The sequence below is a fragment of the Mycolicibacterium chitae genome, from assembly GCF_900637205.1.
GTDB lineage: Bacteria > Actinomycetota > Actinomycetes > Mycobacteriales > Mycobacteriaceae > Mycobacterium > Mycobacterium chitae.
Map to the genome: position 1 here is coordinate 371,797 of NZ_LR134355.1, position 25,775 is coordinate 397,571.

Consider the following 25,775-nt stretch of genomic DNA (forward strand, 5'->3'; position numbering starts at 1 on the left):
TCAGCGCAGCTCCCAGACGACGGTGACCGAGAAGCTCACCGTCTGCTCGCCCGGGGACAGCGGCACGTCGGCGGCCATCGCGCGCGGCATCGGGGTCGGCGACGGCGGGGTGGACTGCTCGCCGGTCTCCGAGATCGAGATGACGTCGCCGAGTTCCAGCCCGGACAACTCGGCGTACTGCTCGGCACGGTTGCGGGCGTCCTCGAAGGCACGAGATCGCGCATCGGTGACCAGCTGCGAATCGTCCTCGATGGAGAAGGCCACCGAGTTGATCCGGGTGGCGTCGCCGCCGATGCTGGTGATCAGCGCCAGCGCGCGGGACGCGGCGCTGACGTCGCGGATCGTGACGTCGATCGCGTTGGTGGCCTGATAGCCCGCGGCGGTCGTGCCGTCGGCCTCGAGTTGGGGCTGCAGTCGCACCTGGCTGGTGGCGATGTCCTCGCGGTCCACCCCGGCGCCCAGCAGCGCGTCGATCACGCGCTGCTGGCGTTCGTTGGTCTGGTTGAGCGCCGCGGTGGCGTCGGGCGCGGTGAAGCTGATCCCGACGTTGGTGGTCAGGGTGTCGGGGGTGCCGTCGATCTGGCCGGAGCCGACGACGGTGACCTGCCGGCCGGTGTCGCCGTTCCCGGTCCCGGCGCCCGGGGTCGCGTCGCAGGCGGCGAGGCCGAAGATGGCCAGACCGGCGATGAGCGTGGCGGACAGGCGGCGCACAGTGCTGAGGTTCCCGACGGTCGGCATGGTGGCACCCTACCGGCGCGGGCCGTCGGCTCCCACAGTCGAGTAGCCGATTACGCGTGTCTCAGATACCCCGCGCGGGCCACGATTTCATGCATATCCGAACGGGGGAATCACGATGACTACCAGCTCAGCACACTTCGGCAGCTATCCATTGGTCCGGCCGCTGACGCTGCCCGCGCCCAGATCGGTGCCCTGGGCCACGATCACCGCGAGCCTCTCGCGGGCGTTCGGCCGACTGGCGTCGGCGGCGACGGTGAGCGAAACGACCCACACCCGGAATCACCGGTCCTCGTGGCTGGATCAGGCCACGATGGGCCGCGAGATATACCGCTTGTGACGGCTACCGCTCGGCCAGGAACTCCAGCAGTATCCGGTTGATCTCGGTCGGGCGCTCCTGCTGCAGCCAGTGACCGGCGCCGGGCAACCACAGCTCCCGGTACGGTCCGGCGACCACTTCGGCCGCGCGTTCGGGACGCATGGTGGCGCGCACCGGATCGTCGGTGCCGCCGACGAACAGGGCCGGCGCGGTGATCCGGGCGTCGACCAGGTGCTCGGTACCCGCCCAGTTGCGGTCGTAGTTGCGATACCAGTTCAGCGCACCGGTGAATCCGGTCCGGCCGAACTCCTCGACGTAGACGTCGAACTCCTCGGCCGCGAGCCAGTCCGGCAACCCGGCACTGCGGCCCTCGGCGAACATGTCCCGCATCGTCGCGGCGACGTCGGCCGCCAGCTCGGCATCGGCCAGGCCGGGCTGTTGGTAGCGCAGCATGTAGAAGTCCGGACCGAACTTCTCCAACCAGCGTTCGGTGGGCCGGGTGCGGGCCCGCGGGATCGGCGGCACGCTCAGCCCCGCGACGGCGGCCACCCGGTCCGGGTGCAGCAGCGCGGTGTGCCACACCACCATCGCGCCCCAGTCGTGGCCGATGAACGTCGCCCGTTCGGCGCCGATGTCGTCGAGCAGGCCCACCAGGTCCGAGGTCAGGGCGAAGATGTCGTAGGCCTCGACGGCCGCCGGCCGGTCCGATCCGCCGTAGCCGCGCTGATCGGGTGCCAGCACCCGGTAGCCGGCCGCGGTCAGCGCGGGGATCTGGTGCCGCCAGGAGTACGCCAGCTCGGGGTAGCCATGCGCCAGGACGACGACGGGTTGGTCGGGCCGCCCGCGATCACCCTGGTCGATGACGCGGAGCCGGACGCCGTCGCGTTCGACGAATCGCCGCCCCGATGTGAGCATGATCTCACCAAAGCACACCGTCGGGAACTGTCGCTCGTTGGTCTAGCGGTAGCCTGACTGAACCTGAATCTTCTGGGAAGGAACGTGACCGCTCCAAGGTCGATGCTCGAATGAAGCGAAAAAACGTAATCCGCACGCTGACGGCGATCGGTGTCCTGCTGCTGCTGGTGTGGTCGTTCTTCTACTTCAGCGACGACACCCGCGGCTACAAGCCTGTCGACACCTCGGTGGCGATCGCCCAGATCCACGCCGACAACGTGACGAGCGCCCAGATCGACGACCGCGAGCAGCAGTTGCGGCTGGATCTCAAGGAGGCCAGCGGCGACACCGAGGACTCCGACAAGATCATCACGAAGTTCCCCACCGGCTATGCGGTGCCGTTGTTCGACGCGTTGCAGAGCAAGGACGCGACGATCAACACCACGGTCAACCAGGGCAGTGCGCTGGGCACGTTGCTGATCTACATGCTGCCGCTGCTGCTGCTCATCGGCTTGTTCGTGATGTTCTCCCGGATGCAGAGCGGCGGGCGGATGGGCTTCGGCTTCGGCAAGTCGAAGGCCAAGCAGCTCACCAAGGACATGCCCAAGACCACCTTCGCCGACGTCGCCGGCGTGGACGAGGCGGTCGAGGAGCTCTACGAGATCAAGGACTTCCTGCAGAACCCCTCGCGGTATCAGGCGCTCGGCGCCAAGATCCCCAAGGGTGTGCTGCTCTACGGCCCGCCCGGCACCGGTAAGACGCTGCTGGCGCGCGCCGTCGCCGGTGAGGCCGGGGTTCCGTTCTTCACCATCTCCGGTTCGGATTTCGTCGAGATGTTCGTCGGCGTCGGCGCCTCCCGGGTGCGCGACCTGTTCGAGCAGGCCAAACAGAACAACCCCTGCATCATCTTCGTCGACGAGATCGACGCCGTCGGACGTCAGCGCGGCGCCGGCCTCGGTGGCGGGCACGACGAGCGCGAGCAGACGCTGAATCAGCTGCTGGTCGAGATGGACGGCTTCGGCGACCGCCAGGGCGTCATCCTGATCGCGGCCACCAACCGGCCCGACATCCTCGACCCGGCGCTGCTGCGCCCGGGCCGTTTCGACCGGCAGATCCCGGTGTCGGCACCCGACCTCGCGGGCCGGCGCGCGGTGCTGGCCGTGCATTCGCAGGGCAAGCCGATCGCCCCGGACGCCGACCTCGAGGGGCTGGCCAAGCGCACGGTCGGGATGTCCGGTGCGGACCTGGCCAACGTCATCAACGAGGCGGCGCTGCTGACCGCGCGCGAGAACGGCACGGTCATCACGGCCGCGGCGCTCGAGGAAGCCGTCGACCGCGTGGTCGGCGGGCCGCGCCGCAAGAGCCGGATCATCAGCGAGCACGAGAAGAAGATCACCGCCTATCACGAGGGCGGTCACGCGCTGGCGGGTTGGGCGATGCCCGACATCGAGCCGATCTACAAGGTGACCATCCTGGCCCGCGGCCGTACCGGCGGGCACGCCATGGCGGTACCCGAGGACGACAAGGGTCTGATGACCCGCTCGGAGATGATCGCGCGGCTGGTGTTCGCGATGGGCGGGCGCGCGGCCGAGGAACTGGTGTTCCGCGAGCCGACGACGGGGGCGTCCTCCGACATCGATCAGGCCACCAAGATCGCGCGCGCCATGGTGACCGAGTACGGGATGAGCGCCAAGCTGGGCGCGGTGCGCTACGGCACCGAGCACGGCGACCCGTTCCTGGGCCGCACCATGGGCACCCAGGCCGACTACAGCCACGAGGTCGCCCGGGAGATCGACGAAGAGGTGCGCAAGCTCATCGAGGCCGCGCACACCGAGGCCTGGGAGATCCTCACCGAGAACCGCGATGCGCTCGACCGCCTCGCCGGTGCGCTGCTGGAGAAGGAAACGCTGCACAAGGCCGAGCTCTCAGAGGTGCTCGCCGATGTGCACAAGCGCCCGCGCATCACCGCGTTCGACGACTTCGGCGGGCGCATCCCGTCGGACAAGCCGCCCATCAAGACCCCGGGCGAGCTCGCGATCGAGCGCGGCGAGGAGTGGCCCAAGCCCGAGCCGGAGCCCGCGTTCAAGAGCGCCATCCGAAATGCGAACGGCACCAACGCCCCCCACGGTCCCAACGGCGCCAACGGGGCCAACGGTGCGCCGCCGGCGGACAACCCCGGGGCGGTGCAGCCGGACTACGGCGCCCCCGCCGGCTGGCATGCCCCCGGCTGGCCGCCGGGCGGCCCGGGCCAGTCGCAGCCCGGTTGGTATCCGCCGCCACCGCCGCAGCAGCAGCCGGCCCCACCGCAGGGTGGTTGGCCGCCGCCGCAGAACTACCCGGGTCAGCCCTACCCGCATCAGCCGTATCCGCCGCAACCGCATCAACAGCCAGACGGCGATGCGCGCGGTGACGATGCGAACCGGCCCGTACCGCCGGGAAACGGTTGATGACGAGGGGAGTTATGGATGGCCCAGCCGCACTCACGTACGGCTACGGTTGACGTTCCGGTGTTCGATCAGGAACGCGCCGAAGCAGCAGTCAGAGAGCTGTTGTACGCGATCGGTGAAGATCCGGATCGACACGGTCTGGTGGACACTCCAGCCCGGGTCGCTCGGGCTTTCCAGGAGATGTTCGCCGGGCTCTATCTCGATCCCGATGAGGTGCTCAACACCACCTTCGACGAGCAACACGACGAGTTGGTGCTGGTCAAGGACATCCCGATGTATTCGACCTGTGAGCATCACCTCGTGGCGTTCCACGGCGTGGCGCACGTCGGCTACATCCCCGGCAACGACGGCCGGGTGACCGGCCTGTCGAAGCTGGCCCGGCTGGTCGACCTGTACGCCAAGCGCCCCCAGGTGCAGGAGCGGCTGACCGCGCAGGTGGCCGACGCGCTGATGCGCAAACTCGACCCGCGCGGCGTCATCGTCGTGATGGAGGCCGAGCACCTGTGCATGGCGATGCGCGGCATCCGCAAGCCGGGGGCCATCACCACCACGTCGGCGGTGCGTGGACAGTTCAAGACCGACAACGCATCTCGGGCCGAGGCGCTGGAACTCATCCTGCGTAAATGACGCACAGCAGGGGGTCGGCGTGCAGGTGATGGGAGTCGTCAACGTCACCGACGACTCGTTCTCCGACGGCGGCCGCTACCTCGATCCCGAGCGTGCGGTCGCCCACGGGCTCCGACTGGCCCGCGAGGGCGCCACGATCATCGACGTGGGCGGCGAGTCCACCCGCCCCGGCGCGGTGCGCATCGACGCCGAGGTCGAGTCGGCCCGCGTGGTCCCGGTGGTGGAAGCGCTGGCGGCCCAAGGCATCACGGTCAGCATCGACACCATGCACGCCGCGGTGGCGCGCGCCGCGCTCGACGCCGGCGCGCACATCGTCAACGACGTCTCCGGCGGGCGCGCGGACCCCGCGATGGCCCCGCTGCTCGCCGACGCCGGCGTGCCGTGGGTGCTGATGCACTGGCGCTCGGTGAAAGCCGATGAGCCGCACCGGGTGCCGCACTACGACGACGTCGTGGCCACGGTGCGCGACGAGTTGCGCGCCGCCGTCGAGGCCGCGCTGGCCGCGGGGGTCGCCGAGAGCCAACTGATCCTCGACCCCGGACTGGGTTTCGCCAAGACCGCCCAGCACAACTGGGCGCTGCTGCACGCGTTGCCGTCGTTCGTGGCCGACGGGCTGCCGGTGTTGATCGGGGCGTCCCGCAAGCGGTTCCTGGGTGCGGTGCTGGCCGACGAGCGTGGCGAACCGCGGCCCCCTGACGGCCGCGAGACCGCGACGGCGGTGATCTCGGTGTTGGCCGCCACGCACGAGGCGTGGGGTGTGCGGGTGCACGACGTGCAGGCGTCGGTGGACGCGTTGAAGGTGCTACGAGCCTGGAACGAGGCAGGCGGAGAGGGTGTCGGTGACTGACCGGATTGAGTTGCGCGGCTTGGCTGTTCGGGGAAACCACGGGGTTTTCGATCATGAACGGCGCGACGGCCAGGAGTTCCTGATCGACATCACGCTGTGGCTCGACCTGGCCGCCGCGGCCGCCAGCGACCGGCTGTCCGACACCTACGACTACGGGGTGCTCGCGCAGCGCGCCGCGGCGATCGTCGGCGGCGAACCGCGCAACCTCATCGAGGCCGTGGCCGGCGAGATCGCCGAGGACGTCATGACCGACGAGCGGGTGCACGCCGTGGAGGTCGCGGTGCACAAGCCGCAGGCGCCCATCCCGCTGGACTTCGCCGACGTGGCCGTGGTCGCGCGCCGATCCCGCCGGCGCCGGGGCGAGGAGGTGGCGCCGTGAGTCGGGTGGTGCTCTCGATCGGGTCCAACCTGGGCGACCGGATGGCGCGGCTGCAGACCGCGGTCGACGAACTCGGGGCCCGCGTGCGCGCGGTGTCGCCGGTGTACCAATCCGAGCCGTGGGGCGGGGTGGATCAGGGGCCCTTCCTCAACGCGGTGGTGATCGCCGAGGATCCCGACCTCGACGGGCAGGACTGGTTGGACTTCGCCCAGCGCCTCGAACGGGAGGCCGACCGCGTGCGCGGGCAGAAGTGGGGGCCGCGCACGCTGGACGTCGACCTGATCACGGTGCACGACGACGGGCGGGAGGTGTTCTCCCGTTCCGACGGCCTGACGCTGCCGCATCCGCTGGCGCACCTGCGGGCGTTCGTGTTGATCCCGTGGCAGGACGTCGACCCCGACGGGTGGCTCACCGTCGCCGGTACCCCGCGCACGGCGACCAACCTGCTCGATCAGATCGACGCGGCCGAACGGGCCGGCGTGCAGCTTTTCGATGCGGTGTTGCATGGGCCCGACCAGAAAGCGTGACCTGGCCGCGGCCGTGGTGGTCGCCGGCATCGTCGGCTACCTCGCGGTGCTGTTGCTCTACCGGTGGTTCCCGCCGCTGACGGTGTGGACCGGCGCCTCGCTGGCCGCGGTCGCCGTCGCCGAGGCGGCGTGGGGCGCTCAGGTGCGTTCCAAGATCGCCGCGGGCAAGATCGGCCTGGGTGCGGACCGGCTGAATCCGTTGGCGGTGGCCCGCACGGTGGTGATCGCCAAGGCCTCGGCGTGGGTCGGGGCCATCGTGCTCGGGTGGTGGCTGGCGGTGCTGGCCTACTTGCTGCCGCGGCGCGCGATGATCCGGGTGGCCCAGGAGGACACCGCCGGGGCCGTCGTCGCGGCCGCGTGCGCGCTGGCGCTGCTGGTGGCCGCGCTGTGGTTGCAGCACTGCTGCCGCTGGCCCTCCGACGGCGACGACGACCTGGACGAAAATGGCACTCGAAGCGACCCGGTTTAGGAATCGCCGAAGCGGCCGACACGCGTTCTGACCTCGCACAGGTACAGTCGGCCCATGACCGTTCTGTCCCGCGGCGCCCGGGCTCGGCGCGGCGGCCGCAGGCCGGGTTGGCTACTCCTGACCGTGTTGCTGGTCCTCGCCATTGCGGCCAGTTCCGCATTGGTTTTCACCAACCGAGTCGAGCTGCTCAAGCTCGCCGTCATCCTGGCGCTGTGGGCGGCCGTGGTGGCCGCGTTCGTCTCGGTGATCTACCGCAGGCAAAGCGATGCCGACCACGCCAAGGTGCGCGACCTCAAGCTGGTGTACGACCTCCAGTTGGACCGGGAGATCTCCGCGCGCCGCGAGTACGAGCTGACCGTGGAGACGCATCTGCGCCGCGAGATCGCCTCCGAACTGCGCTCGGCGGCCGCCGACGAGGTCGCCGCGCTGCGCGCCGAACTGGCCGCGCTGCGCACCAACCTGGAGATCCTGTTCGACGCCGACCTGGCGCACCGGGCGGCCCTCGAGTCGGACCGCAAACAGGAACGTGCCCACAGCGAGTGGATCCGCACCCCGGAACCGGTGCGCTCCGACCGGGTGGTCAGCAGCCGCTTCACCGAGGACCAGGACGACGAGAACACCCGCACCAACGAGAGCCCGATCATCGACGTGCCGGAGGAGCCGCCACCACCTCCGCCCCCGCCGCCCGCGCCGCGGCCCCGACCGCAACCGGCGGCGTCCCGCCCGGCTCCGCCGCCGCAGCAGCAACCGCAGCCCCAACCCCAGCCGCGTCGTCGTCGACGTCGCCGGGAGGACGACGACGGCGGCTGGCCGACTCAGGTGGTGCCGCCGGTGACCGCGCAGTCCCCGCCGCCCCCGACACCAACACCGCCCCCGGCCCCGACACCAACACCGGCCCCGCCGCCCCCTCCTCCGCCGCCACCCGCCCCGCCGCGGCCCGAGCCCCGGCCGGAGCCCGTCGCGCAGCCGGATCCCCAGTGGGAGCCGCTGAACACCTGGAAGCCGCCCACCCCCGCGCCGCCGGCGGCACCCGCCGCGGACTGGTCGGTGCCCCCAGCCCCTGCCCCGACCCCGACCCCGGCGCCAACACCACCGCCGCCGCCCCCGGCCCCAACACCGCCGCCACCCGCGCCGGCGCCCCCGGTCACCGAGGAGCGCCGTGGCCGGCACGCGAGCCCGGCGGAGCCGGAGTACCCCGTCCCATCGCCCCCATCGGCCCCGGCGCCCCCGCCGGCCGAGCCCGCCCCGCCGCGGCGCGGTCGGCACTCGGCGCCGGCCGAGGCCGAGGACCCGATCGCGGCGTCGTTCCCGCCCGCGCCCCGCAGCGAGGAACCCGCCGCGCGGCACCGCGGTCCCGACGAGGAGGAGCAATCGGAACGCCGGCGCGGGCAGTCCGCCGCCGAGCTGCTCGCCCGGTTCCAGGCCACCCCCGGTGGCGGCGGACGCCGCCGTCGGCGCGAGGACTGATCCGTTAGAGTTTTGCCCTGACCGTCCGGTACCCGCAGCGCGGGACTGGAACGAAACGAACAGAACTTGCGAGGGTCCTCTGCCATGGTGCAGCCGGAAGGTCTCGACGGCCTGCGACCGGCCCGACTCAAGGTCGGGGTCATCTCCGCGGGCCGGGTCGGGACCGCGTTGGGGGTCGCGCTCGAGCGCGCCGACCACGTCGTCGTCGCGTGCAGCGCCATCTCCGGCGCCTCCGTGCGGCGGGCCGCGAGCCGGCTGCCCGACACCCCGATCCAGCCGGTCCCCGAGGTCGCCGCGGCCGCCGAACTGCTGCTCCTCACCGTTCCCGACGCCGAGCTGCCCGGGCTGATCGCCGGCCTGGCCGCCACCGACGCCGTGGCGCCGGGCACCATCGTCGCGCACACCTCCGGGGCCAACGGCATCGCGATCCTGGCGCCGCTGACCGAGCGGGGAGCCCTGCCGCTGGCCCTGCACCCGGCCATGACGTTCACCGGCGGCGACGAGGACATCACCCGCCTCTCGGAGACCTGCTTCGGGATCACCGCCGCCGACGAGATCGGTTATGCCATAGCGCAATCGCTGGTGCTCGAGATCGGCGGCGAACCGGTGCGGGTGCGCGAGGACGCCCGCACGCTCTATCACGCGGCGCTCGCGCACGGCAGCAACCACATCGTCACCGTGATCGCCGACGCGTTGGAGGCGCTGCGGGCCGCGCTGCAGGGCCAGGAGTTGTTGGGGCAGGAACTCATCGGTGACGATCCCGGAGGCATCGCCGAACGCGTGCTCGCGCCGCTGGCGCGCGCGGCGCTGGAGAACGCCCTGCAGCGCGGGCAGGCCGCGCTGACCGGCCCGGTGGCCCGCAACGACGCGGATGCCGTCGCCCGGCATCTGGCCGCGCTCGACGAGGTGGACCCCGCGCTGGGCGAGGCCTACCGGACCGCATCGTTGCGCACCGCGCAGCGTTCCCACGCAGCCCCGGAGGTGTTCCAGGTGTTGACACCCGCGATTCGACGCAGCGTTGCCAGCGACGAGCAGGGCGGAGGAGTGAGCGAGTGAACAACCCGTCCGCCCCGAAGTTCGCACCCGGTGAACTCAACGCCTACACCGCGCCCGCCCAGGTCTCCGCGGTGACCAACGCGCTGCGCCAGACCGGCCGTCGCATCATGCTGGTGCCGACCATGGGTGCGCTGCACGAGGGGCATCTGAGCCTGGTGCGCGCCGCCAAGAAGGTGCCGGGATCTGTTGTGGCGGTGTCGATCTTCGTCAATCCGCTGCAGTTCGGGGCCGGCGAGGACCTCGAGGCGTATCCGCGCACCCTGGATGCCGACCTGGAACTGCTGCGCGCCGAGGGGGTCGACATCGCCTTCACCCCGAACGCCGCCGCGATGTACCCGACCGGCCCGCGTACCACCGTGCACCCCGGGCCGCTCGGCGCCGAACTCGAGGGCGCGGTCCGCCCCACGCACTTCGCGGGCATGCTGACCGTGGTGCTCAAGCTGCTGCAGATCGTCGGGCCGGACCGGGCGTTCTTCGGCGAGAAGGACTATCAGCAACTCGTGCTGATCCGGCAGATGGCCGACGACCTGAACCTGCCCACCCGCATCGTCGGGGTCCCGACCGTGCGCGAGGACGACGGGCTGGCCATGTCCTCGCGGAACCGCTACCTCGACGCCGAGCAGCGCAGCAGCGCCGGTGCGCTGTCGGCGGCCCTGCTGGCCGGGCGCTACGCCGCCGCCCAGGGGGCCGAGGCGACGCTGGCCGCGGCCCGCGCGGTGCTCGACGACGTCGCCGGGATCGAGGTCGACTATCTCGAGGTGCGCGACCCGTGGCTGCAGCCCGCGCCGGCCCAGGGGACCGGACGCCTGCTGGTGGCGGCCCGGCTGGGCGCCACCCGCCTGCTGGACAACACCGCGGTGGAACTGGGTGCCGCCGGCGCCGACGGTGCCTACGCCGACGAGCACCACGAATCGGCCTGGAGGGACTGATGTTACGGACCATGCTCAAGTCGAAGATCCACCGCGCGACGGTCACCCACGCGGACCTGCACTACGTGGGCTCGGTGACCATCGACGCCGACCTGATGGACGCCGCGGACCTGCTCGAGGGCGAGCAGGTCACCATCGTCGACATCGACAACGGCGCCCGCCTGGTGACCTACGCGATCACCGGTGAGCGCGGCAGCGGAGTGCTCGGGATCAACGGCGCCGCAGCGCATCTGGTCCAGCCCGGCGATCTGGTGATCCTGATCGCCTACGGGACCATGGACGACGCCGAGGCCCGCGCGTACCGGCCGCGGGTGGTGTTCGTCGACGCCGACAACCGTCAGATCGAACTCGGCGAGCACGCGTCGGACCCGGCGTATGTGCCCGACGATGCCGCCGGCCTGGTCTCCCCGCGGGGGTTGCGCTAGTGCTGCTGGCCATCGACGTCCGCAACACCCACACCGTCGTCGGGCTGATCTCCGGGACCGGCGATCACGCGAAGGTGGTGCAGCAGTGGCGGATTCGCACCGAACCGGAGGTCACCGCCGACGAGTTGGCGCTGACCATCGACGGTCTCATCGGTGATGACTCCGACCGGCTCACCGGGGCCGTCGCGCTGTCGACCGTGCCGTCGATCCTGCACGAGATCCGGGTGATGCTCGAGCAGTACTGGGGTGCGGTGCCGCACGTGCTGATCGAGCCGGGCGTGCGCACCGGCGTGCCGCTGCTGGTGGACAACCCCAAGGAGGTCGGCGCCGACCGGATCGTCAACTGCCTGTCGGCGTTCCACAAGTTCGCCGCGCCGTCGATCGTGGTGGACTTCGGCTCCTCGATCTGCGTCGACGTGGTGTCGGCCAAGGGCGAGTTCCTCGGCGGCGCCATCGCCCCGGGTATCCAGGTGTCCTCGGATGCCGCGGCCGCCCGCTCGGCCGCGCTGCGCCGGGTGGAGATGACCCGGCCGCGCTCGGTGGTCGGCAAGAACACCGTCGAGAGCATGCAGTCCGGCGCGGTGTTCGGGTTCGCCGGGCTGGTCGAGGGCATCATCCGGCGGATCCGCGAGGACATCGACGGGTTCGACGGCGACGACGTCGTGGTGGTGGCCACCGGCCACACCGCGCCGCTGCTGCTGCCCGAGCTGCAGACCGCGGCGCATTACGACCAGCACCTGACCCTCGACGGGCTGCGCCTGGTGTTCGAGCGCAACCGCGACGGCGGCCGGGCGAAGGCCAAACCCCTGCGATGACCCGGCCGCGCCCCGAACCGTGCACAGAATGGGCTTATCGCGCCCGGTCATTTAGGCTGGCCCGACGTGAGTGAGGCCGATCTTCCCGAACAGTTCCGGATTCGCCAGGCCAAGCGCGAACGTCTGCTATCCGAAGGCCACGACCCCTACCCGGTCGTGGTTCCCCGCACGCATTCCCTGGCCGAGATCCGGGCCGCCTACCCGGACCTGGAACCCGACGCCCAGACCGGCGACGTCGTCGGCGTCTCGGGGCGGGTGGTGTTCGCCCGCAACTCCGGCAAGCTGTGCTTCGCCACCCTGCAGGACGGCGACGGCACCCAGCTGCAGGCGATGGTCAGCCTGGCCTCGGCCGGGCAGGAGGCGCTGGACGCCTGGAAGTCCGACGTGGACCTCGGTGACATCGTCTTCGTCCGCGGCGAGGTGATCAGTTCCCGTCGCGGTGAGCTCTCCGTGCTCGCGGAGTCCTGGCAGATGGCGGCCAAGGCGCTGCGTCCGCTGCCGGTCGCGCACAAGGAGATGAGCGAGGAGTCCCGGGTGCGGCAGCGCTACGTGGACCTCATCGTCCGGCCGGAGGCCCGCCAGGTCGCCCGGCAGCGCATCGCCGTCGTCCGCGCCGTGCGGTCGGCGCTGGAACGCCGCGACTTCCTCGAAGTCGAGACCCCGATGCTGCAGACCCAGGCCGGCGGTGCCGCGGCCCGCCCGTTCGTCACCCATTCCAACGCACTCGATACGGATCTATACCTGCGTATCGCTCCGGAACTGTTCCTGAAACGGTGCGTCGTGGGTGGTTTGGACCGGATCTTCGAGCTGAATCGCAACTTCAGAAACGAGGGTGCGGATTCCACGCATTCGCCGGAATTCGCGATGCTTGAGACTTACCAGGCGTACGGCGACTACAACGATTCCGCGTTGGTGACGCGTGAAGTTATTCAAGAAGTCGCCGATGAAGCGTTGGGCACACGCCAGGTGCTACTCGCGGATGGGTCACAGTACGACCTCGACGGCGAATGGCAATTCCTACAAATGTACGAGTCTTTGTCGGAAGCGCTCGGTGAGGAGATCACCCCGCAGACCCCCGCCGAACATTTGTGGGCCATTGCGGACCGCCTGGAAGTCGAGATCCCGCGGGACCGCGGCTACGGCCACGGCAAGCTGGTCGAGGAACTCTGGGAACACCAGGTCGGCGACCATCTGTGGGCGCCGACCTTCGTGCGGGACTTCCCGGTCGAGACAACGCCTTTGACGCGCCAGCATCGCAGCGTCGAGGGCGTCACCGAGAAATGGGATCTCTATGTCCGGGGCTTCGAACTGGCCACCGGCTACTCCGAACTCATCGACCCCGTCATCCAACGCGAACGCTTCGCCGCCCAGGCCCGCGCGGCCGCGGCCGGCGACGACGAGGCCATGGAACTCGACGAGGATTTCTTGGCCGCCATGGAGTACGGCATGCCGCCCACCACCGGGACCGGAATGGGTATCGATCGGTTGTTGATGGCACTCACGGGACTGTCAATTCGGGACACCGTTTTATTCCCGATTGTTCGTCGTCAGTCGAACTGAACAGGCGCGGGCGATCTCGTGTTGTTGAACGCCTCGCATTCCTGTGGCACATTGGATACCGACGGGTAATTGCAGTCCGCACATCGCCCGGTAAGCGCATCGCAGAAGGGTCAGTGAGCTAATGGCGAGAAAAGTTACCGTCACCTTGATCGATGATGTCGACGGTGAAGGCTCGGCTGACGAAACTGTGGAATTCGGTCTCGACGGCGTCACCTATGAGATCGACCTTTCGGCGAAGAACGCCGCGAAACTCCGCTCCGATCTGAAGAAATGGGTGGAATCGGGGCGCCGGGTCGGCGGCCGCCGTCGTGGCCGCGCCCCCGTCAAGGGCGGCCGCGGCGCCATCGACCGGGAGCAGAGCGCCGCCATTCGCGAATGGGCCCGGCGCAACGGCCACAACGTGTCGACGCGCGGCCGGATCCCCGCCGATGTCATCGAGGCGTTCCACGCCTCGAACTGAGGTTCGGCGCCGCATTCGGCACGCGCCGCGGCTTTTCGCTAGCGGCGAACCAAAAGGGAAACGAATCGGGGTATCCCGACGTTGCTCTATTGCGTCCAGAACGGACAAGGGGGACCGGCGGGGCCTCTCGGTGGCCCAGCGGGCACCAAGGTAACTCCCCGCCTACCTCCGACCACTACAGTGGATGGCAGGCAAAGCGCTCACCCGCGGAAGGGCGCCGTTGCGCTATCGAGGGAAGCAGGTAACCACTGATGTTCGAACGATTCACCGACCGAGCACGTCGGGTTGTCGTCCTGGCTCAAGAAGAAGCCCGGATGCTGAACCACAATTACATCGGCACGGAGCACATCCTGCTGGGCCTCATCCATGAGGGCGAGGGCGTGGCCGCCAAGTCGCTCGAGTCGCTGGGCATCTCGCTGGAAGGCGTGCGCAGCCAGGTCGAGGAGATCATCGGCCAGGGGCAGCAGGCCCCGTCCGGCCACATCCCGTTCACTCCGCGCGCCAAGAAGGTGCTGGAGCTGAGCCTGCGCGAGGCCCTGCAGCTCGGCCACAACTACATCGGCACGGAGCACATCCTGCTCGGGCTGATCCGCGAGGGCGAGGGTGTGGCCGCGCAGGTGCTGGTCAAGCTCGGCGCGGAACTCACCCGGGTGCGCCAGCAGGTCATCCAGCTGCTCAGCGGCTACCAGGGCAAGGAGACCGCCGAGGCGGGCACCGGTGGCCGCGGTGGCGAGTCGGGCAACCCGTCGACGTCGCTGGTCCTCGACCAGTTCGGTCGCAACCTGACCGCCGCGGCCGCCGACGGCAAGCTCGACCCGGTGATCGGCCGCGAGAAGGAAATCGAGCGGGTCATGCAGGTGCTGTCCCGTCGCACCAAGAACAACCCGGTGCTCATCGGTGAGCCCGGCGTCGGCAAGACCGCCGTGGTCGAGGGCCTCGCGCAGGCCATCGTGCACGGTGAGGTGCCCGAGACGCTCAAGGACAAGCAGCTCTACACGCTGGACCTGGGGTCGCTGGTGGCCGGCAGCCGGTACCGCGGTGACTTCGAGGAACGCCTGAAGAAGGTGCTCAAGGAGATCAACACCCGCGGCGACATCATCCTGTTCATCGACGAGCTGCACACGCTCGTGGGTGCGGGTGCCGCCGAGGGCGCCATCGACGCCGCGTCGATCCTGAAGCCCAAGCTGGCCCGCGGTGAGCTGCAGACCATCGGTGCGACCACCCTCGACGAGTACCGCAAGTACATCGAGAAGGACGCCGCGCTGGAACGCCGCTTCCAGCCGGTCCAGGTCGGCGAGCCGACGGTGGAGCACACCATCGAGATCCTCAAGGGTCTGCGGGACCGCTACGAGGCGCACCACCGCGTCTCGATCACCGACGGTGCGATCGTCGCGGCCGCCACGCTGGCCGACCGCTACATCAACGACCGCTTCCTGCCGGACAAGGCGATCGACCTGATCGACGAGGCCGGCGCCCGGATGCGGATCCGCCGGATGACCGCTCCGCCGGACCTGCGCGAGTTCGACGAGAAGATCGCCGACGCGCGCCGGGAGAAGGAATCCGCGATCGACGCGCAGGACTTCGAGAAGGCCGCGCGGCTGCGCGACTCGGAGAAGCAGCTCGTCGCACAGCGCGCTGAGCGCGAAAAGCAGTGGCGCTCAGGCGATCTCGACGTGGTCGCCGAGGTCGACGACGAGCAGATCGCCGAGGTGCTGGGCAACTGGACCGGCATCCCGGTGTTCAAGCTGACCGAGGAGGAGACCACTCGGCTGCTGCGCATGGAGGAGGAACTGCACAAGCGGATCATCGGCCAGGAGGACGCCGTCAAGGCCGTCTCCAAGGCGATCCGCCGCACCCGCGCCGGCCTGAAGGATCCCAAGCGTCCGTCCGGCTCGTTCATCTTCGCCGGCCCGTCCGGCGTCGGTAAGACCGAGCTGTCCAAGGCGCTGGCGAACTTCCTGTTCGGCGAGGACGACGCGCTCATCCAGATCGACATGGGCGAGTTCCACGACCGCTTCACCGCCTCGCGGCTGTTCGGTGCCCCTCCGGGCTACGTCGGTTACGAGGAGGGCGGCCAGCTCACCGAGAAGGTGCGGCGCAAGCCGTTCTCGGTCGTGCTGTTCGACGAGATCGAGAAGGCTCACCAGGAGATCTACAACACCCTGTTGCAGGTCCTCGAGGACGGCCGTCTGACCGACGGTCAGGGCCGCACGGTCGACTTCAAGAACACCGTGCTGATCTTCACCTCGAACCTGGGCACCTCCGATATCTCCAAGGCGGTCGGGCTGGGCTTCACCCAGGGCGGCGGCGAGAACAACTACGAGCGGATGAAGCTCAAGGTCAACGACGAGCTCAAGAAGCACTTCCGGCCGGAGTTCCTCAACCGCATCGACGACATCATCGTGTTCCACCAGCTCACGCAGGACGAGATCATCAAGATGGTGGACCTGATGATCGGTCGGGTCGGCAACCAGCTGAAGACCAAGGACATGGAGATGGTCCTCACCGACCGCGCCAAGGCCCTGCTGGCCAAGCGCGGATTCGACCCGGTGCTGGGCGCACGGCCGCTGCGCCGCACGATCCAGCGCGAGATCGAGGACGCGCTGAGCGAGAAGATCCTGTTCGACGAGATCGGACCGGGGCAGCTCATCACCGTCGACGTCGAGAACTGGGACGGCGAGGGTGCCGGCGAGGACGCGCGGTTCACGTTCTCCGGGGCCCCCAAGGCGGCCAAGAGCGGCGAGGAAGCCGACCTCGCGGCCACCGCGGCCGAGTAGCCGATACACGCCACAACGGGCGGTCACTCCTGAAGGGGTGACCGCCCGTCGTGCATGGCCCGGTTGCGCACGACGGCAGTGCATTCACACCTCGTCGGGCCGCAGCACGATCCGGTTCAACGCCCGCGACACCGCCGCACCCCACGGGACGGTGAGCCGGGCCCCGGCGAGCACGTCGTCGTCGGCGAGCAACTCGTGGGTACCGCCGCGGCGCACCGTGCCGCCGCCGAGCACGAGGCTCTCGTGCGACCACGTCCAGGCGACGTCGACGTCGTGGGTGGCCAGCACCACCGCGGTGCCCGCCTCGGCCAGCGCGCTGAGCGTGGCCAGCAGTTCCTCGACGGCGCGCGGGTCGAGGCCGGCGGTGGCCTCGTCGAGCAGCAGCACCCGCGGCCGCATGGCCACCGCGCCGGCGATGGACACGCGCTTGCGCTGACCGAAGGACAGGTGATTGGGCGTGCGGTCGGCGAGGTCGGCGATGCCGAGGGCGGCCATCGCCTCGTCGACCCGGGCCACCACCTCGGACCGGTCGAGACCGAGGTTGGCCGGCCCGAACGAGACGTCGGCGCGCACCGTCGCACCGACGATCTGGTCGTCGGGTTCCTGCAGCACCATCTGCACCCGGGTGCGCAGCCGGGTCCGCTCGGCCCGGGAGGTGCCCACCGCGGCGCCGTCGAGCAGCAGGCTGCCCGTCGTCGGCGTGGCCAGGCCGACCAGGAGCCGCAGCAACGTCGTCTTGCCGGAGCCGTTGGCGCCCAGCAGCGCGATCCGCTCGCCCGGCCCCAGCGCGAGGCTGACCCCGTCCAGGACCCGCGGCCCGCGCGGATAGGCGAACCCGACGTCGCGCAGCGCCAGGACCCCGGCCGTCACCGCAGCCACCGCCAGCTCAGCACCGACACCGCCGCGACCATTCCGAGCACCGCGGCGGTCACCGCCAGCCGGGCCGGGCGCACCGGCCGGTCCTCGGTGAGCACCGCGGTCATCCCGGGTTCGGCGCGCAGCGACATGGCCTCCGACATGGCCCGGGCCCGCCCGGTGGCGCGCACGAAGATCAGCGCCGACTGGGCGCCCACCACCGCGATGGCGCCGCGGGCGTCCCGCAGGCCCAGCCGCAGCCCGACCGCCTCCCGGGCCGTCATGGCCGAGCGCACCAGGATGCCGACCAGGCGATACGTCAGATCGGCGACATGGCACAGCGCCGCCGGCACGCCCGCGCGCCGCGCCAGGTCCAGCAGATCGGCCATCAGGGTCGTCACGGCCAGGCCGATGGTCGCCGCCGACGCCGCGACCGACCGCAGCGCGGTGTCCACGGCCAGGTCGACCCCGCCGGGTTCCAGGTGCGGCCCGCCGCGCAGGCTCACCGCGATCGGCACCGAACCGATCGCGATGAACACCGCCGGCCCCAACAGCGCGAGGAAGAACAGCCGCGCCCGGACCCGGGCCAGCGCGATCGTCGCGACCGCGGTGACGACCAGCACCAGGGGCGCCCCGGTGCGCGGCGGCAGCACCATCGCGCACAGGAGCAGCCCGCCGTACAGACACACCTTCTCCAGGGCGGGGTCGGTCGACCACCGGTTCTGGGCGGCGCTGATCTCGAGCGGGTTCACGACGCGGTGGTCACCCGGTCGTGGGTTGCGTTTCCTTGCGGCCGCGCTGGCGTCCGGCGTACCAGCCGATGGCGCCGCCGAGCACGATGCCGCCCAGCCCGGCCTGCAGCGCGAACAGTCCGGACTCGACCTCGCCGGGCAGCTCGCCGACCAGCGGGGAGAACCAGGGCTCGTAGTCCTCGTGGATCTCGGTGATCACTTCCTCGGCCTGGCCGTCGGCGCCACCGAACTCGGCCTCGGCGTCGCGGGAGTAGCCGAAGAGCAGGGAGCCGACGGCGATCACGATGGCCAGCCCCAGCAGGGCGATAACCATCGGGGCCATGGAACGTCCGTTGGAACCGGTGCTCATGACTGGACCTCCTCGCGCTCGGTGCTGCGGTTCAGGAAGCCCAGGTTCACCAGCTCCGAGGAGGCGACCTGGATGAGCACGCGGACCACGACGACGGTGATCAGCCCCTCGACGATGGCCAGCGGCACCTGCGTGACGGCGAAGACGGCCAGGAACTCGGCGAAGCTCTCCGCGATGCCGCCCTCGGCGGCCGGGAAGGCCAGCGCCAGCTGCACACTTGTGACGATGTAGGTGACCAGGTCGGCGACGAACGCCAGGGCGAACACGGCCGGCAGCAGGCCGACCCCGGCCTTGCGCAGCGCGAAGAACACCGCGAACCCGGCCCACGGCCCGGCGATCGCCATCGAGAAGGCGTTGGCCCCCAGCGTCGTGATGCCGCCGTGCGCCAGCAGCAGCGCCTGGAACAGCAGCACGATCGTCCCCAGGAACGCCATCACCGGTGGCCGGAAGATCGCGGTGCCCAGCCCCGTCCCGGTGGGATGGGAGCTGGAACCGGTCACCGAGGGAAGCTTGATCGCCGACATGACGAACGAGAACGCGCCGACCGCGGCCAGCAACGGCCCCGCCGACGGATGCTTCCGCACCGTCACGACCACCTGTCTGGCGCCGTAGACGACGAACGGCGCGGCCGCGATGGTCCAGGCCACCGCGTGCACCGGGGGCAGAAAGCCCTCTGCAATGTGCATGGTTGTAGTGCCTTTCCGCCCAGCACCTCGTGGGCATCGATGTTGGTGCTGTGGTCGGTCTCCTGGCTCACGGGTCTCCCGGGCCAGATCAACTGGTCCGGACCGGCGGCGTCCGCCTTCCCACCCGCGCACGAGGCCCGAGCAGTGGCATGGGGGAAACCGTCTTCCCGCTCACAGTGGCGAGGGCCGCCTCGGATTCGCACCGAGTTCCCGTTCACCGCAGCCCACGGAGCATACCGCCGCGGTGCTTGCCCGCAGTGCGACTGCGCTACCTTGGTGCAGATAAACCCACACGGGAGTGCACGCGGCAGTGCGCTGAGAGGACGGCTGAGGGCCGTCGACCGTATGTACCTGTCCGGGTAATGCCGGCGTAGGGAGTGTGAAAGCCATGGCCGAACGGGTGTACCGCTGGCGGGTGGTCGACATCGTCGTGGCCAGCGTGCTCGCGGTCGCCGCGGGTCTGGTGTTCGTCCTGTGGAACATCGCCTCGAATCCCCTGACCGCCCCGCTCAGCGCGCTGCTGCCCGGTCTGCAGGCGCTGGCCGGCGGCGGTTGGCTGTTCGCCGGGGTGCTGGTCGCGATGGTGATCCGCAAACCCGGCGCGGCGCTCTACGGCGAACTGGTCGCGGCCACGGTGTCGGCGTTGGTCGGCAACCAGTGGGGCGTGCTGACGCTCGAATCCGGCCTGATCCAGGGCCTGGGCGCGGAGTTGGTGTTCGCGCTGTTCTTCTACCGGGTGTGGAACCTGCCGGTCGCGGTACTCGCCGGCGCGACCGCCGGGCTGGCGATGGCGATCAACGATCTGGTGCTCTGGTATCCGGGGGCCGCGACGGCCTTCGCCGTCACCTACACCGCCGCCGGGATCGTCTCCGGGGCGCTGCTCGCCGGGGCGCTGTCCTGGTTCGCGGTCCGCGGGCTGGCCAAGACCGGGGCGCTGTCGCGGTTCGCCTCGGGCCGGGCCTGGTCGGCCGGCGACCCCGCGCGGTGATCGGGGCCAGCGCCCGGGGCTGGTCGTGGCGGCACGCCGGTCGCGCCCGGCACGCCATCAGCGATCTGGACCTCGACATCGCCGCGGGGGAGCGGGTCCTGCTGCTGGGCGCCAGCGGATCGGGGAAATCGACTCTGCTGCAAGGGCTTGCGGGGCTGCTCGGCGGCAGCGAGGAGGGCGACGAGTCCGGCCGGTTGCTGGTGGACGGCGCGCCGCCGGGCGAGCGGCGCAGCCGGATCGGCATGGTGCTGCAGAACCCCGACTCGCAGGTGATCCTGTCCCGCGTCGGCGACGACGTCGCGTTCGGGATGGAGAACTTCACCGTCGAGCGGCGGGCCATCTGGCCGCGGGTGCGACGCGCGCTGGACGCCGTCGGCCTGTCGCTGCCGCTGCACCGGGACACCGCCCGGCTCTCCGGTGGGCAGCAGCAGCGCCTCGCGTTGGCCGGCGTGCTCGCGATGAATCCCGGTCTGCTCCTGCTGGACGAGCCGACCGCCAATCTCGACCCGGCCGGTGTGCTCGAGGTCCGCGACGCCGTGGCCGCGGCCGTCGAACGCACGGGTGCGACGCTGGTGGTCGTCGAGCATCGCACCGAGGTGTGGCTGCCGGTGGTGGACCGGCTGATCGTGTTGGGCGAGGCCGGGGCGATCCTCGCCGACGGCGCGCCGGCCGACGTCATCGACACCGAGGGCGAGCGGCTGACCCGCGCCGGGGTCTGGGTGCCGGGCGTCGAACCGCCCCGCCCGCCCCGCGGCGGCGTCCGCGGTGCGGCGTTGCTGCGTTCGCACGGCCTGTCGGTCGGCTATCCGTCGGGGCGTCGCACGGACATCGGCGACGTCGAGATCCTCGGCGGCGCAACCACGGTCGTGTCCGGCCCGAACGGGTCGGGCAAGTCCGCGCTGGCGTTGACGTTGGGCGGGCTGCTTCCGCCGCGGGCGGGCCGGCTCGAGGCCGCGGCCGGGTTCGCGCCCGCCGCGGACCGCCGCGCGCCCATCGCCTGGCGCTCCCGCGAGCTGCTCACCCGCATCGGCAGCGTCTTCCAGAATCCCGAGCACCAGTTCCTCACCGGCAGTGTGCGCGACGAATTGGCCTGCGGGCCAAGGGCGCTCGGCCGCGACGAGGCCACGATCGCCGAGCTGTGCGACGGGCTGCTGGAACGCCTGCGCCTGACGGGCCTGGCCGAGGCGAATCCCTACACGCTGTCCGGCGGTGAGCAGCGCCGGCTGTCGGTGGCGACCATCCTGGCCACCCAGCCGGAGCTGATCGTCCTCGACGAGCCGACCTTCGGCCAGGATCGCAACACCTGGGCGGAGCTGGTGGGCCTGCTCGCCGAGATCGTCGCCGCCGGAACCGGTGTCGTCGCGGTCACCCACGACCTCGACTTCACCGACGTGCTCGCCGACCGCCGGATCGAGTTGTCATGACCGGCGCCCCTACCCTCAACCCGGTCGCGAAACTCGCCGCCGCGCTGATCCTCGCCCTGGGCCTGATCTTCAGCGTGGACTGGGTGTCGGCGCTGACCGCGCTGGTGCTCGAGGTGGCCCTGCTGCTGGTGCTGCGGGTGCCGCTACGGCAGATGCTGCTGCGCGGCGCGGTGGTGCTGCTGGCCGCGGCGCTGACCGCCGTCACGATCCTGCTCTACGGCCAGCCCGGCGGCACGGTGTACTGGCATTTCCTGCTCATCAACGTCAGCGACGGCTCGATCACGTTGGCGCTGGCGACATTCCTGCGGGTGCTGGCCATCGCGCTGCCCTCGGTCCTGCTCTTCATCGACACCGACCCCACCGAACTCGCCGACGGCCTCGGCCAGGTGCTGCGGCTGCCGGCGCGCTTCGTGCTCGGGGCGCTGGCGGGCCTACGCCTCGTCGGGCTGCTCCGAGAAGACTGGCAGTATCTGGGTTTCGCACGCCGGGCGCGCGGAGTCGCCGACCGAGGCCGGCTGCGGCGCGTGGCCGGGCAGGCATTCGCGCTGCTGGTCTTCGCGGTGCGGCGCGGTTCGATGCTGGCCACCGCGATGGAGGCCCGCGGGTTCGGCGCCTACCCGACCCGCACCTGGGCGCGTCCCTCGCCGTTCGGCGGCCGCGAGATCGCGTTGATCCTGGCGGCTTTCGCCATCGTCGCCGTGGCGATCGGGGTGTCCGTCGCCACCGGGCATTGGAACTTCATTGGAAATCTCTGAGCTGCTGCGCCGGGTGCCCGCCGGCGCGACCACGGTGCTGATCGACGGCCGGTCGGGGGCCGGCAAAACCTCGCTGGCCCACCGGTTGTGCCGCGCCTGGTCCGGCAGCGAGGTGATCAGCCTCGACGATATCTATCCGGGCTGGGGCGGGCTGCGCTGGGCCAGCGACCACGTCCGGACCGAGTTGCTGGCGCCGCGGGCGGTCGGGGCGACCGGTCGCTGGCGGCGCTGGGACTGGTCCACCGGCGCGCCGGCCGGCTGGCACACCGTCGCGCCCGGGCAGCGGGTGATCGTCGAGGGCGTCGGCGCCCTGACGCCAGGCTCGCGCGCGCTGGCCGACCTGGGCGTCTGGCTCGAGATGCCCGCGGCCGAACGTAAGCGCCGCGCGCTGGCGCGCGACGGCGAAACCTTTGCGCCGCACTGGGATCGGTGGGCCGCTCAGGAACGGGAATTCATCGGCCGCGACCACCCGCGTTCGGTGGCCGACGTCGTCATCGAGCTGCCGGCTGCCCGACGGGGATGAGGCCGAACATCTGCTTGATCGTCATCATCAGCCAGCCCGCGGTGGCCGGGCTGTGATACCGCGTCCAGTTCATCTGCAGGCTCAGCACCCAGGGCTGCCCGGTGCGGTCGACGGCGTACCAGCTGAACGTCAGATCGCCGGGCAGGTTGCCCGCCTTCGCGGCGATGTAGGGCCATTTCTCGCGGTCGAGGTCGATGCCGGGGATGGCCGAGACGATGTCCCTGACCGGTGCGGTGGGTCCCGTCGCCCCGGTCTGTAGGCCGGCGTGCACCCGGCAGATGTCCTCGGCGCTGCCGTACCACTCCGCGCCGTAGGGCGAGGCCGGTGAGTGGCTGCGCTCCGGATCCGGTTCGTAGGGGCGCGATTTGGCGTCGCGCAGCATCTCGGCGCGACCCTCGCGGGAGGCGTGCTTCCACTGTTCCCGCACATCCGGCCGGCCCCACCCCACGGAGAACAGCTCGCGCATGGTGGGGAAGGGCGTCATGCTCGCCGGGTCGTGATGTCCGGCGTCGACCAGGGCGCGTTCGACCGCCGCGGTGCCGACGCGGTTGATCAACATGTCGGTGGCCATGTTGTCGCTGTTGGCGATCATCTTCTCGGCCAGGTCGCGCACCGGAACCTTGGCCCCGGGCGGCAGTTCGTCGAAGCCGGACGAGCCCACCGCCTTGGTGGCCTCGGTGATCGCCAGTTCCTCGTCCCACGACAGCGCCCCGGCGCGGACCTCCTCGGCCACGGCGTAGAGCACGTAGAGCTTGAAAATCGATGCCAGCGGCAGCGATTCGGCGGTGTTGGTGCCGGCGACCTGTTCGCAGCGGCCGTCGACGATCCGCGAGACCCGGTAGGAGTAACGCGCCCCGGTCGCCGACAGCACATCGTCGACGTCGGCCCAGGACTTGATCTCCGGCGGGTGGTTGACGACCTCGAACCGGTCGACCATGCCCGCATCGTCGGTGTCGAGTTCGATGTCCTGCCGGGCGCCGTAGGACGTCAGCAGCCGCAGCGTGGCCGAACCGGCGCCGTACTCGATGCCGCTGAGCGTGTAGGGCCGGTCCCACCACAGCCCGTCCATGGTGGTGACCACGGCGTCGACCTGGTCCGGGGCGGCCAGCGTCTCGACTCCGACGGGTCCGATCGGCCAGTCGGAGTTCAACATGTCCATCACCTGCTGGGCGCGCACGCCCTGCGGGGTGCCGGTGCTGATCTGCACCCCGGCACTGCCGGCCTGCGCCGACGGAACCTCGGCCGGCGCACAGCTGCCCACCGAGACAACTACCAGTGCGGCGCCCAGGGCGAGCGCCGCGGCCGTCCTAACTCTGTGCGGCAGGACCGGCAACGTCCAGCACAACCTCGAACTCGAGCAGCGAGGCACCGGTGGCCACCGGATTCTTCTGCTGCCCCTGGTGCGCCTCGATCGCGGGGCCGGTGGCCCACGCCTGGAAGGCCTCCTCGGACTCCCACTGGGTCACCACGAAGTAGCGATCCTCGCCCTTGACCGGGCGCAGCAGCTGGAAGCCCAGGAAACCGGGCTGGTTGTCGACGGCATGGGCGCGGTTCGCGAACCGCTTCTCCAGCTCCGGGCCGGCGTCGGCGGGAACTTCGATTGCATTGATCTTCACCACGGACATGGCGCTAGGCTACCGCTTCGCATGGCAATCGATTCTTTGACGTACCGCGGCGGTCAGGGCCGTCCGCTGGTGCTGGTGCACGGCCTGATGGGCCGCGGGAGCACCTGGGGGCGCCAGCTGCCGTGGCTGCTTCGACTGGGCTCGGTCTACACCTATGACGCGCCCTGGCATCGCGGCCGCGATGTCGTGGACCCGCACCCGATCAGCACCGAACGCTTCGTCGACGACCTCGGCGCGGCCGTGGAGCGGCTCGACGCGCCGGTGCTCATCGGCCACTCGATGGGGGGTCTGCACTCGTGGTGTCTGGCCGCGCGGCGACCCGAACTGGTCGCCGCGCTGGTGATCGAGGACATGGCCCCGGACTTCCGCGGGCGCACCACCGGGCCGTGGGAGCCGTGGGTGCACGCCCTGCCGGTCGAGTTCCCCACCGAGCAGTCGGTCTTCGACGCGTTCGGACCCGTTGCGGGCCAATACTTCCTGGACGCGTTCGACCGCGCCCCGACCGGTTGGCGGCTGCACGGGCGCCCGGAGCGCTGGGTGGAGATCGCCGCCGAATGGGGCACCCGCGACTACTGGACGCAGTGGCAGGAGGTGCGCGCCCCGGCCCTGCTGCTCGAGGCCGGCGACTCGGTCGCGCCGCCGGGGCAGATGACGAAGATGGCCGAGATCGGTCACCGGGTCACCTACCGGTCGGTGCCCGACGCCGGGCATCTCATCCACGACGACGCCCCGACGGTGTACCGCGAAGCGGTGGAGGCGTTCTTGGCCACGGTCATCGGCTGACGGGTTCGCCTAGCGGCGTTCGCCCCGTGGGCCGGACCCCGGCCAGGACGGCCGCCGCGCGAACCGCTCCCGGGCCTCTCGGTCGCGCCGGTCCAGCGGTCCGACCAGCGGCGCCGCCACCCGGAACTGATCGCGGTGCAGGCGCAGGTGGCCCGCGCGGTGAGACCCCGCCGCCAGCGCGGCCACCAGGCCGAACGGCGTCAGCAGGACGAAGATCACGATCAGGAAGGTCAACGCGGTACTCATGGCAGAAAGTATTCGTCCGTAGATATCCAGCCAACAGTGGCAGGAGAGTCGATCTC

At 70.6% G+C, this 25,775-nt stretch carries 29 protein-coding genes and 2 riboswitches; of the genes, 19 read left to right on the plus strand and 10 right to left on the minus strand.

Annotated elements, in window-relative coordinates; translation table 11 throughout:
• The 3 genes from EL338_RS01820 to EL338_RS01825 form a co-directional block, all read right to left on the minus strand.
• Complete coding sequence (locus EL338_RS01820; protein WP_126332176.1) at positions 1-738, minus strand: SIMPL domain-containing protein; 738 nt, start codon at positions 736-738, stop codon at positions 1-3.
• Between the two features lie 144 nt (positions 739-882).
• Positions 883-1,011, minus strand: a complete 129-nt coding sequence (locus EL338_RS26740; protein ID WP_258538441.1) for a hypothetical protein — start codon at positions 1,009-1,011, stop codon at positions 883-885.
• A gap of 67 nt (positions 1,012-1,078) precedes the next feature.
• Positions 1,079-1,969, minus strand: a complete 891-nt coding sequence (locus EL338_RS01825; RefSeq protein ID WP_126332177.1) for an alpha/beta fold hydrolase — start codon at positions 1,967-1,969, stop codon at positions 1,079-1,081.
• A 110-nt stretch (positions 1,970-2,079) separates the two neighbouring features.
• Here EL338_RS01825 and ftsH point away from each other — a divergent pair, with 110 nt between their 5' ends.
• From ftsH to clpC1, 14 genes are all read left to right on the plus strand, one after another.
• Positions 2,080-4,395, plus strand: a complete 2,316-nt coding sequence (ftsH, locus tag EL338_RS01830) for an ATP-dependent zinc metalloprotease FtsH (RefSeq protein WP_126332178.1) — start codon at positions 2,080-2,082, stop codon at positions 4,393-4,395.
• 18 nt (positions 4,396-4,413) lie between these two features.
• On the plus strand, positions 4,414-5,022 hold the full coding sequence (gene folE / locus EL338_RS01835; protein WP_126332179.1) for a GTP cyclohydrolase I FolE: 609 nt from the start codon (positions 4,414-4,416) through the stop codon (positions 5,020-5,022).
• Positions 5,023-5,050: 28 nt separating this feature from the next.
• Complete coding sequence (folP, locus tag EL338_RS01840; RefSeq protein ID WP_126336622.1) at positions 5,051-5,869, plus strand: dihydropteroate synthase; 819 nt, start codon at positions 5,051-5,053, stop codon at positions 5,867-5,869.
• Positions 5,862-6,248: a dihydroneopterin aldolase gene (gene folB, locus EL338_RS01845; RefSeq protein WP_126332180.1), complete on the plus strand. Its 387-nt coding sequence runs from the start codon at positions 5,862-5,864 to the stop codon at positions 6,246-6,248. The genes folP and folB overlap by 8 nt, the downstream gene beginning before the upstream one ends.
• Positions 6,245-6,775: a 2-amino-4-hydroxy-6-hydroxymethyldihydropteridine diphosphokinase gene (gene folK / locus EL338_RS01850; RefSeq protein WP_126332181.1), complete on the plus strand. Its 531-nt coding sequence runs from the start codon at positions 6,245-6,247 to the stop codon at positions 6,773-6,775. Before folB ends, folK begins: the two co-directional genes overlap by 4 nt.
• Complete coding sequence (locus EL338_RS01855) at positions 6,753-7,244, plus strand: DUF3180 domain-containing protein (RefSeq protein ID WP_126332182.1); 492 nt, start codon at positions 6,753-6,755, stop codon at positions 7,242-7,244. Before folK ends, EL338_RS01855 begins: the two co-directional genes overlap by 23 nt.
• A gap of 54 nt (positions 7,245-7,298) precedes the next feature.
• The gene (locus EL338_RS01860) at positions 7,299-8,711 is read left to right on the plus strand and encodes a DUF6779 domain-containing protein (RefSeq protein ID WP_126332183.1); all 1,413 of its coding nucleotides are present in this window, start codon (positions 7,299-7,301) and stop codon (positions 8,709-8,711) included.
• Between the two features lie 84 nt (positions 8,712-8,795).
• The gene (locus tag EL338_RS01865) at positions 8,796-9,767 is read left to right on the plus strand and encodes a Rossmann-like and DUF2520 domain-containing protein (RefSeq protein ID WP_126332184.1); all 972 of its coding nucleotides are present in this window, start codon (positions 8,796-8,798) and stop codon (positions 9,765-9,767) included.
• On the plus strand, positions 9,764-10,696 hold the full coding sequence (panC, locus tag EL338_RS01870; RefSeq protein ID WP_126332185.1) for a pantoate--beta-alanine ligase: 933 nt from the start codon (positions 9,764-9,766) through the stop codon (positions 10,694-10,696). Before EL338_RS01865 ends, panC begins: the two co-directional genes overlap by 4 nt.
• Positions 10,696-11,121, plus strand: coding sequence for an aspartate 1-decarboxylase (panD, locus tag EL338_RS01875; RefSeq protein ID WP_126332186.1), 426 nt, complete (start codon positions 10,696-10,698; stop codon positions 11,119-11,121). The genes panC and panD overlap by 1 nt, the downstream gene beginning before the upstream one ends.
• On the plus strand, positions 11,121-11,936 hold the full coding sequence (locus EL338_RS01880) for a type III pantothenate kinase (RefSeq protein ID WP_126332187.1): 816 nt from the start codon (positions 11,121-11,123) through the stop codon (positions 11,934-11,936). The genes panD and EL338_RS01880 overlap by 1 nt, the downstream gene beginning before the upstream one ends.
• A 66-nt stretch (positions 11,937-12,002) precedes the next feature.
• Complete coding sequence (gene lysS, locus EL338_RS01885; RefSeq protein ID WP_163791976.1) at positions 12,003-13,496, plus strand: lysine--tRNA ligase; 1,494 nt, start codon at positions 12,003-12,005, stop codon at positions 13,494-13,496.
• A 121-nt stretch (positions 13,497-13,617) separates the two neighbouring features.
• Complete coding sequence (lsr2, locus tag EL338_RS01890; protein ID WP_126332189.1) at positions 13,618-13,956, plus strand: histone-like nucleoid-structuring protein Lsr2; 339 nt, start codon at positions 13,618-13,620, stop codon at positions 13,954-13,956.
• Positions 13,957-14,207: 251 nt separating this feature from the next.
• Positions 14,208-16,733 carry an ATP-dependent protease ATP-binding subunit ClpC gene (gene clpC1 / locus EL338_RS01895; RefSeq protein ID WP_126332190.1) on the plus strand — a complete coding sequence of 842 codons (2,526 nt, stop codon included), beginning with the start codon at positions 14,208-14,210 and terminating at the stop codon, positions 16,731-16,733.
• A gap of 84 nt (positions 16,734-16,817) precedes the next feature.
• Here the strand turns inward: clpC1 and EL338_RS01900 are convergent, their stop codons facing one another.
• Genes EL338_RS01900 through EL338_RS01915 form a run of 4 tightly spaced genes read right to left on the minus strand, consistent with a single transcriptional unit; the run spans position 16,818 to position 19,375 of the window.
• On the minus strand, positions 16,818-17,603 hold the full coding sequence (locus EL338_RS01900; RefSeq protein WP_126332191.1) for an energy-coupling factor ABC transporter ATP-binding protein: 786 nt from the start codon (positions 17,601-17,603) through the stop codon (positions 16,818-16,820).
• Positions 17,600-18,340 (minus strand): CbiQ family ECF transporter T component, encoded by a 741-nt coding sequence (locus EL338_RS01905; RefSeq protein ID WP_126332192.1) that lies wholly within the window; start codon positions 18,338-18,340, stop codon positions 17,600-17,602. The genes EL338_RS01900 and EL338_RS01905 overlap by 4 nt, the downstream gene beginning before the upstream one ends.
• Positions 18,341-18,350: 10 nt before the next feature.
• A complete protein-coding gene (locus tag EL338_RS01910; protein WP_126332193.1) occupies positions 18,351-18,689 on the minus strand; it encodes an energy-coupling factor ABC transporter substrate-binding protein in 339 nt (112 codons plus the stop codon).
• Positions 18,686-19,375 (minus strand): energy-coupling factor ABC transporter permease, encoded by a 690-nt coding sequence (locus EL338_RS01915; RefSeq protein ID WP_126332194.1) that lies wholly within the window; start codon positions 19,373-19,375, stop codon positions 18,686-18,688. Before EL338_RS01915 ends, EL338_RS01910 begins: the two co-directional genes overlap by 4 nt.
• Before the next feature lie 35 nt (positions 19,376-19,410).
• Positions 19,411-19,612: riboswitch (cobalamin riboswitch) on the minus strand.
• 45 nt (positions 19,613-19,657) lie between these two features.
• A riboswitch (TPP riboswitch) is annotated at positions 19,658-19,769 on the plus strand.
• Between EL338_RS01915 and EL338_RS01920 the strand changes: the two genes are divergently transcribed.
• From EL338_RS01920 to EL338_RS01935, 4 genes are all read left to right on the plus strand, one after another.
• Positions 19,764-20,363, plus strand: coding sequence for an ECF transporter S component (locus tag EL338_RS01920; RefSeq protein WP_126332195.1), 600 nt, complete (start codon positions 19,764-19,766; stop codon positions 20,361-20,363). Its footprint overlaps the riboswitch before it by 6 nt.
• Positions 20,360-21,787, plus strand: coding sequence for an ABC transporter ATP-binding protein (locus EL338_RS01925; protein ID WP_126332196.1), 1,428 nt, complete (start codon positions 20,360-20,362; stop codon positions 21,785-21,787). Before EL338_RS01920 ends, EL338_RS01925 begins: the two co-directional genes overlap by 4 nt.
• Positions 21,784-22,542 (plus strand): energy-coupling factor transporter transmembrane component T family protein, encoded by a 759-nt coding sequence (locus EL338_RS01930; RefSeq protein ID WP_126332197.1) that lies wholly within the window; start codon positions 21,784-21,786, stop codon positions 22,540-22,542. Before EL338_RS01925 ends, EL338_RS01930 begins: the two co-directional genes overlap by 4 nt.
• Complete coding sequence (locus EL338_RS01935; RefSeq protein ID WP_126332198.1) at positions 22,529-23,065, plus strand: nucleoside/nucleotide kinase family protein; 537 nt, start codon at positions 22,529-22,531, stop codon at positions 23,063-23,065. The genes EL338_RS01930 and EL338_RS01935 overlap by 14 nt, the downstream gene beginning before the upstream one ends.
• Here the strand turns inward: EL338_RS01935 and EL338_RS01940 are convergent.
• Both EL338_RS01940 and mhuD read right to left on the minus strand, forming a co-directional pair.
• Positions 23,034-24,410, minus strand: coding sequence for a serine hydrolase (locus tag EL338_RS01940; protein WP_126332199.1), 1,377 nt, complete (start codon positions 24,408-24,410; stop codon positions 23,034-23,036). The genes EL338_RS01935 and EL338_RS01940 overlap by 32 nt on opposite strands.
• Complete coding sequence (gene mhuD / locus EL338_RS01945; RefSeq protein ID WP_126332200.1) at positions 24,373-24,690, minus strand: mycobilin-forming heme oxygenase MhuD; 318 nt, start codon at positions 24,688-24,690, stop codon at positions 24,373-24,375. Before mhuD ends, EL338_RS01940 begins: the two co-directional genes overlap by 38 nt.
• Positions 24,691-24,711: 21 nt before the next feature.
• Between mhuD and EL338_RS01950 the strand changes: the two genes are divergently transcribed.
• On the plus strand, positions 24,712-25,473 hold the full coding sequence (locus EL338_RS01950) for an alpha/beta fold hydrolase (RefSeq protein ID WP_126332201.1): 762 nt from the start codon (positions 24,712-24,714) through the stop codon (positions 25,471-25,473).
• Between the two features lie 9 nt (positions 25,474-25,482).
• Here the strand turns inward: EL338_RS01950 and EL338_RS01955 are convergent, their stop codons facing one another.
• Entirely contained in the window at positions 25,483-25,719 is a 237-nt protein-coding gene (locus EL338_RS01955) for a hypothetical protein (protein ID WP_126332202.1), read from the minus strand.
• Positions 25,720-25,775 lie beyond the last annotated feature (56 nt).

What these genes read in the sequence shown, in the direction of transcription:
- EL338_RS01865 (WP_126332184.1), top strand. Translation starts at nt 8,796, where the DNA reads ATGGTGCAGCCGGAAGGTCTCGACGGCCTGCGACCGGCCCGACTCAAG.
- EL338_RS01860 (WP_126332183.1), top strand. Translation starts at nt 7,299, where the DNA reads ATGACCGTTCTGTCCCGCGGCGCCCGGGCTCGGCGCGGCGGCCGCAGG.
- clpC1 (WP_126332190.1), top strand. Translation starts at nt 14,208, where the DNA reads ATGTTCGAACGATTCACCGACCGAGCACGTCGGGTTGTCGTCCTGGCT.
- EL338_RS01825 (WP_126332177.1), bottom strand. Translation starts at nt 1,969, where the DNA reads ATGCTCACATCGGGGCGGCGATTCGTCGAACGCGACGGCGTCCGGCTC.
- EL338_RS01855 (WP_126332182.1), top strand. Translation starts at nt 6,753, where the DNA reads ATGGGCCCGACCAGAAAGCGTGACCTGGCCGCGGCCGTGGTGGTCGCC.
- EL338_RS01910 (WP_126332193.1), bottom strand. Translation starts at nt 18,689, where the DNA reads ATGAGCACCGGTTCCAACGGACGTTCCATGGCCCCGATGGTTATCGCC.
- EL338_RS01820 (WP_126332176.1), bottom strand. Translation starts at nt 738, where the DNA reads ATGCCGACCGTCGGGAACCTCAGCACTGTGCGCCGCCTGTCCGCCACG.
- EL338_RS01930 (WP_126332197.1), top strand. Translation starts at nt 21,784, where the DNA reads ATGACCGGCGCCCCTACCCTCAACCCGGTCGCGAAACTCGCCGCCGCG.
- mhuD (WP_126332200.1), bottom strand. Translation starts at nt 24,690, where the DNA reads ATGTCCGTGGTGAAGATCAATGCAATCGAAGTTCCCGCCGACGCCGGC.
- lsr2 (WP_126332189.1), top strand. Translation starts at nt 13,618, where the DNA reads ATGGCGAGAAAAGTTACCGTCACCTTGATCGATGATGTCGACGGTGAA.
- ftsH (WP_126332178.1), top strand. Translation starts at nt 2,080, where the DNA reads ATGAAGCGAAAAAACGTAATCCGCACGCTGACGGCGATCGGTGTCCTG.
- EL338_RS01950 (WP_126332201.1), top strand. Translation starts at nt 24,712, where the DNA reads ATGGCAATCGATTCTTTGACGTACCGCGGCGGTCAGGGCCGTCCGCTG.
- EL338_RS01955 (WP_126332202.1), bottom strand. Translation starts at nt 25,719, where the DNA reads ATGAGTACCGCGTTGACCTTCCTGATCGTGATCTTCGTCCTGCTGACG.
- EL338_RS01915 (WP_126332194.1), bottom strand. Translation starts at nt 19,375, where the DNA reads ATGCACATTGCAGAGGGCTTTCTGCCCCCGGTGCACGCGGTGGCCTGG.
- folP (WP_126336622.1), top strand. Translation starts at nt 5,051, where the DNA reads ATGGGAGTCGTCAACGTCACCGACGACTCGTTCTCCGACGGCGGCCGC.
- folE (WP_126332179.1), top strand. Translation starts at nt 4,414, where the DNA reads ATGGCCCAGCCGCACTCACGTACGGCTACGGTTGACGTTCCGGTGTTC.
- panD (WP_126332186.1), top strand. Translation starts at nt 10,696, where the DNA reads ATGTTACGGACCATGCTCAAGTCGAAGATCCACCGCGCGACGGTCACC.
- EL338_RS01920 (WP_126332195.1), top strand. Translation starts at nt 19,764, where the DNA reads ATGGCCGAACGGGTGTACCGCTGGCGGGTGGTCGACATCGTCGTGGCC.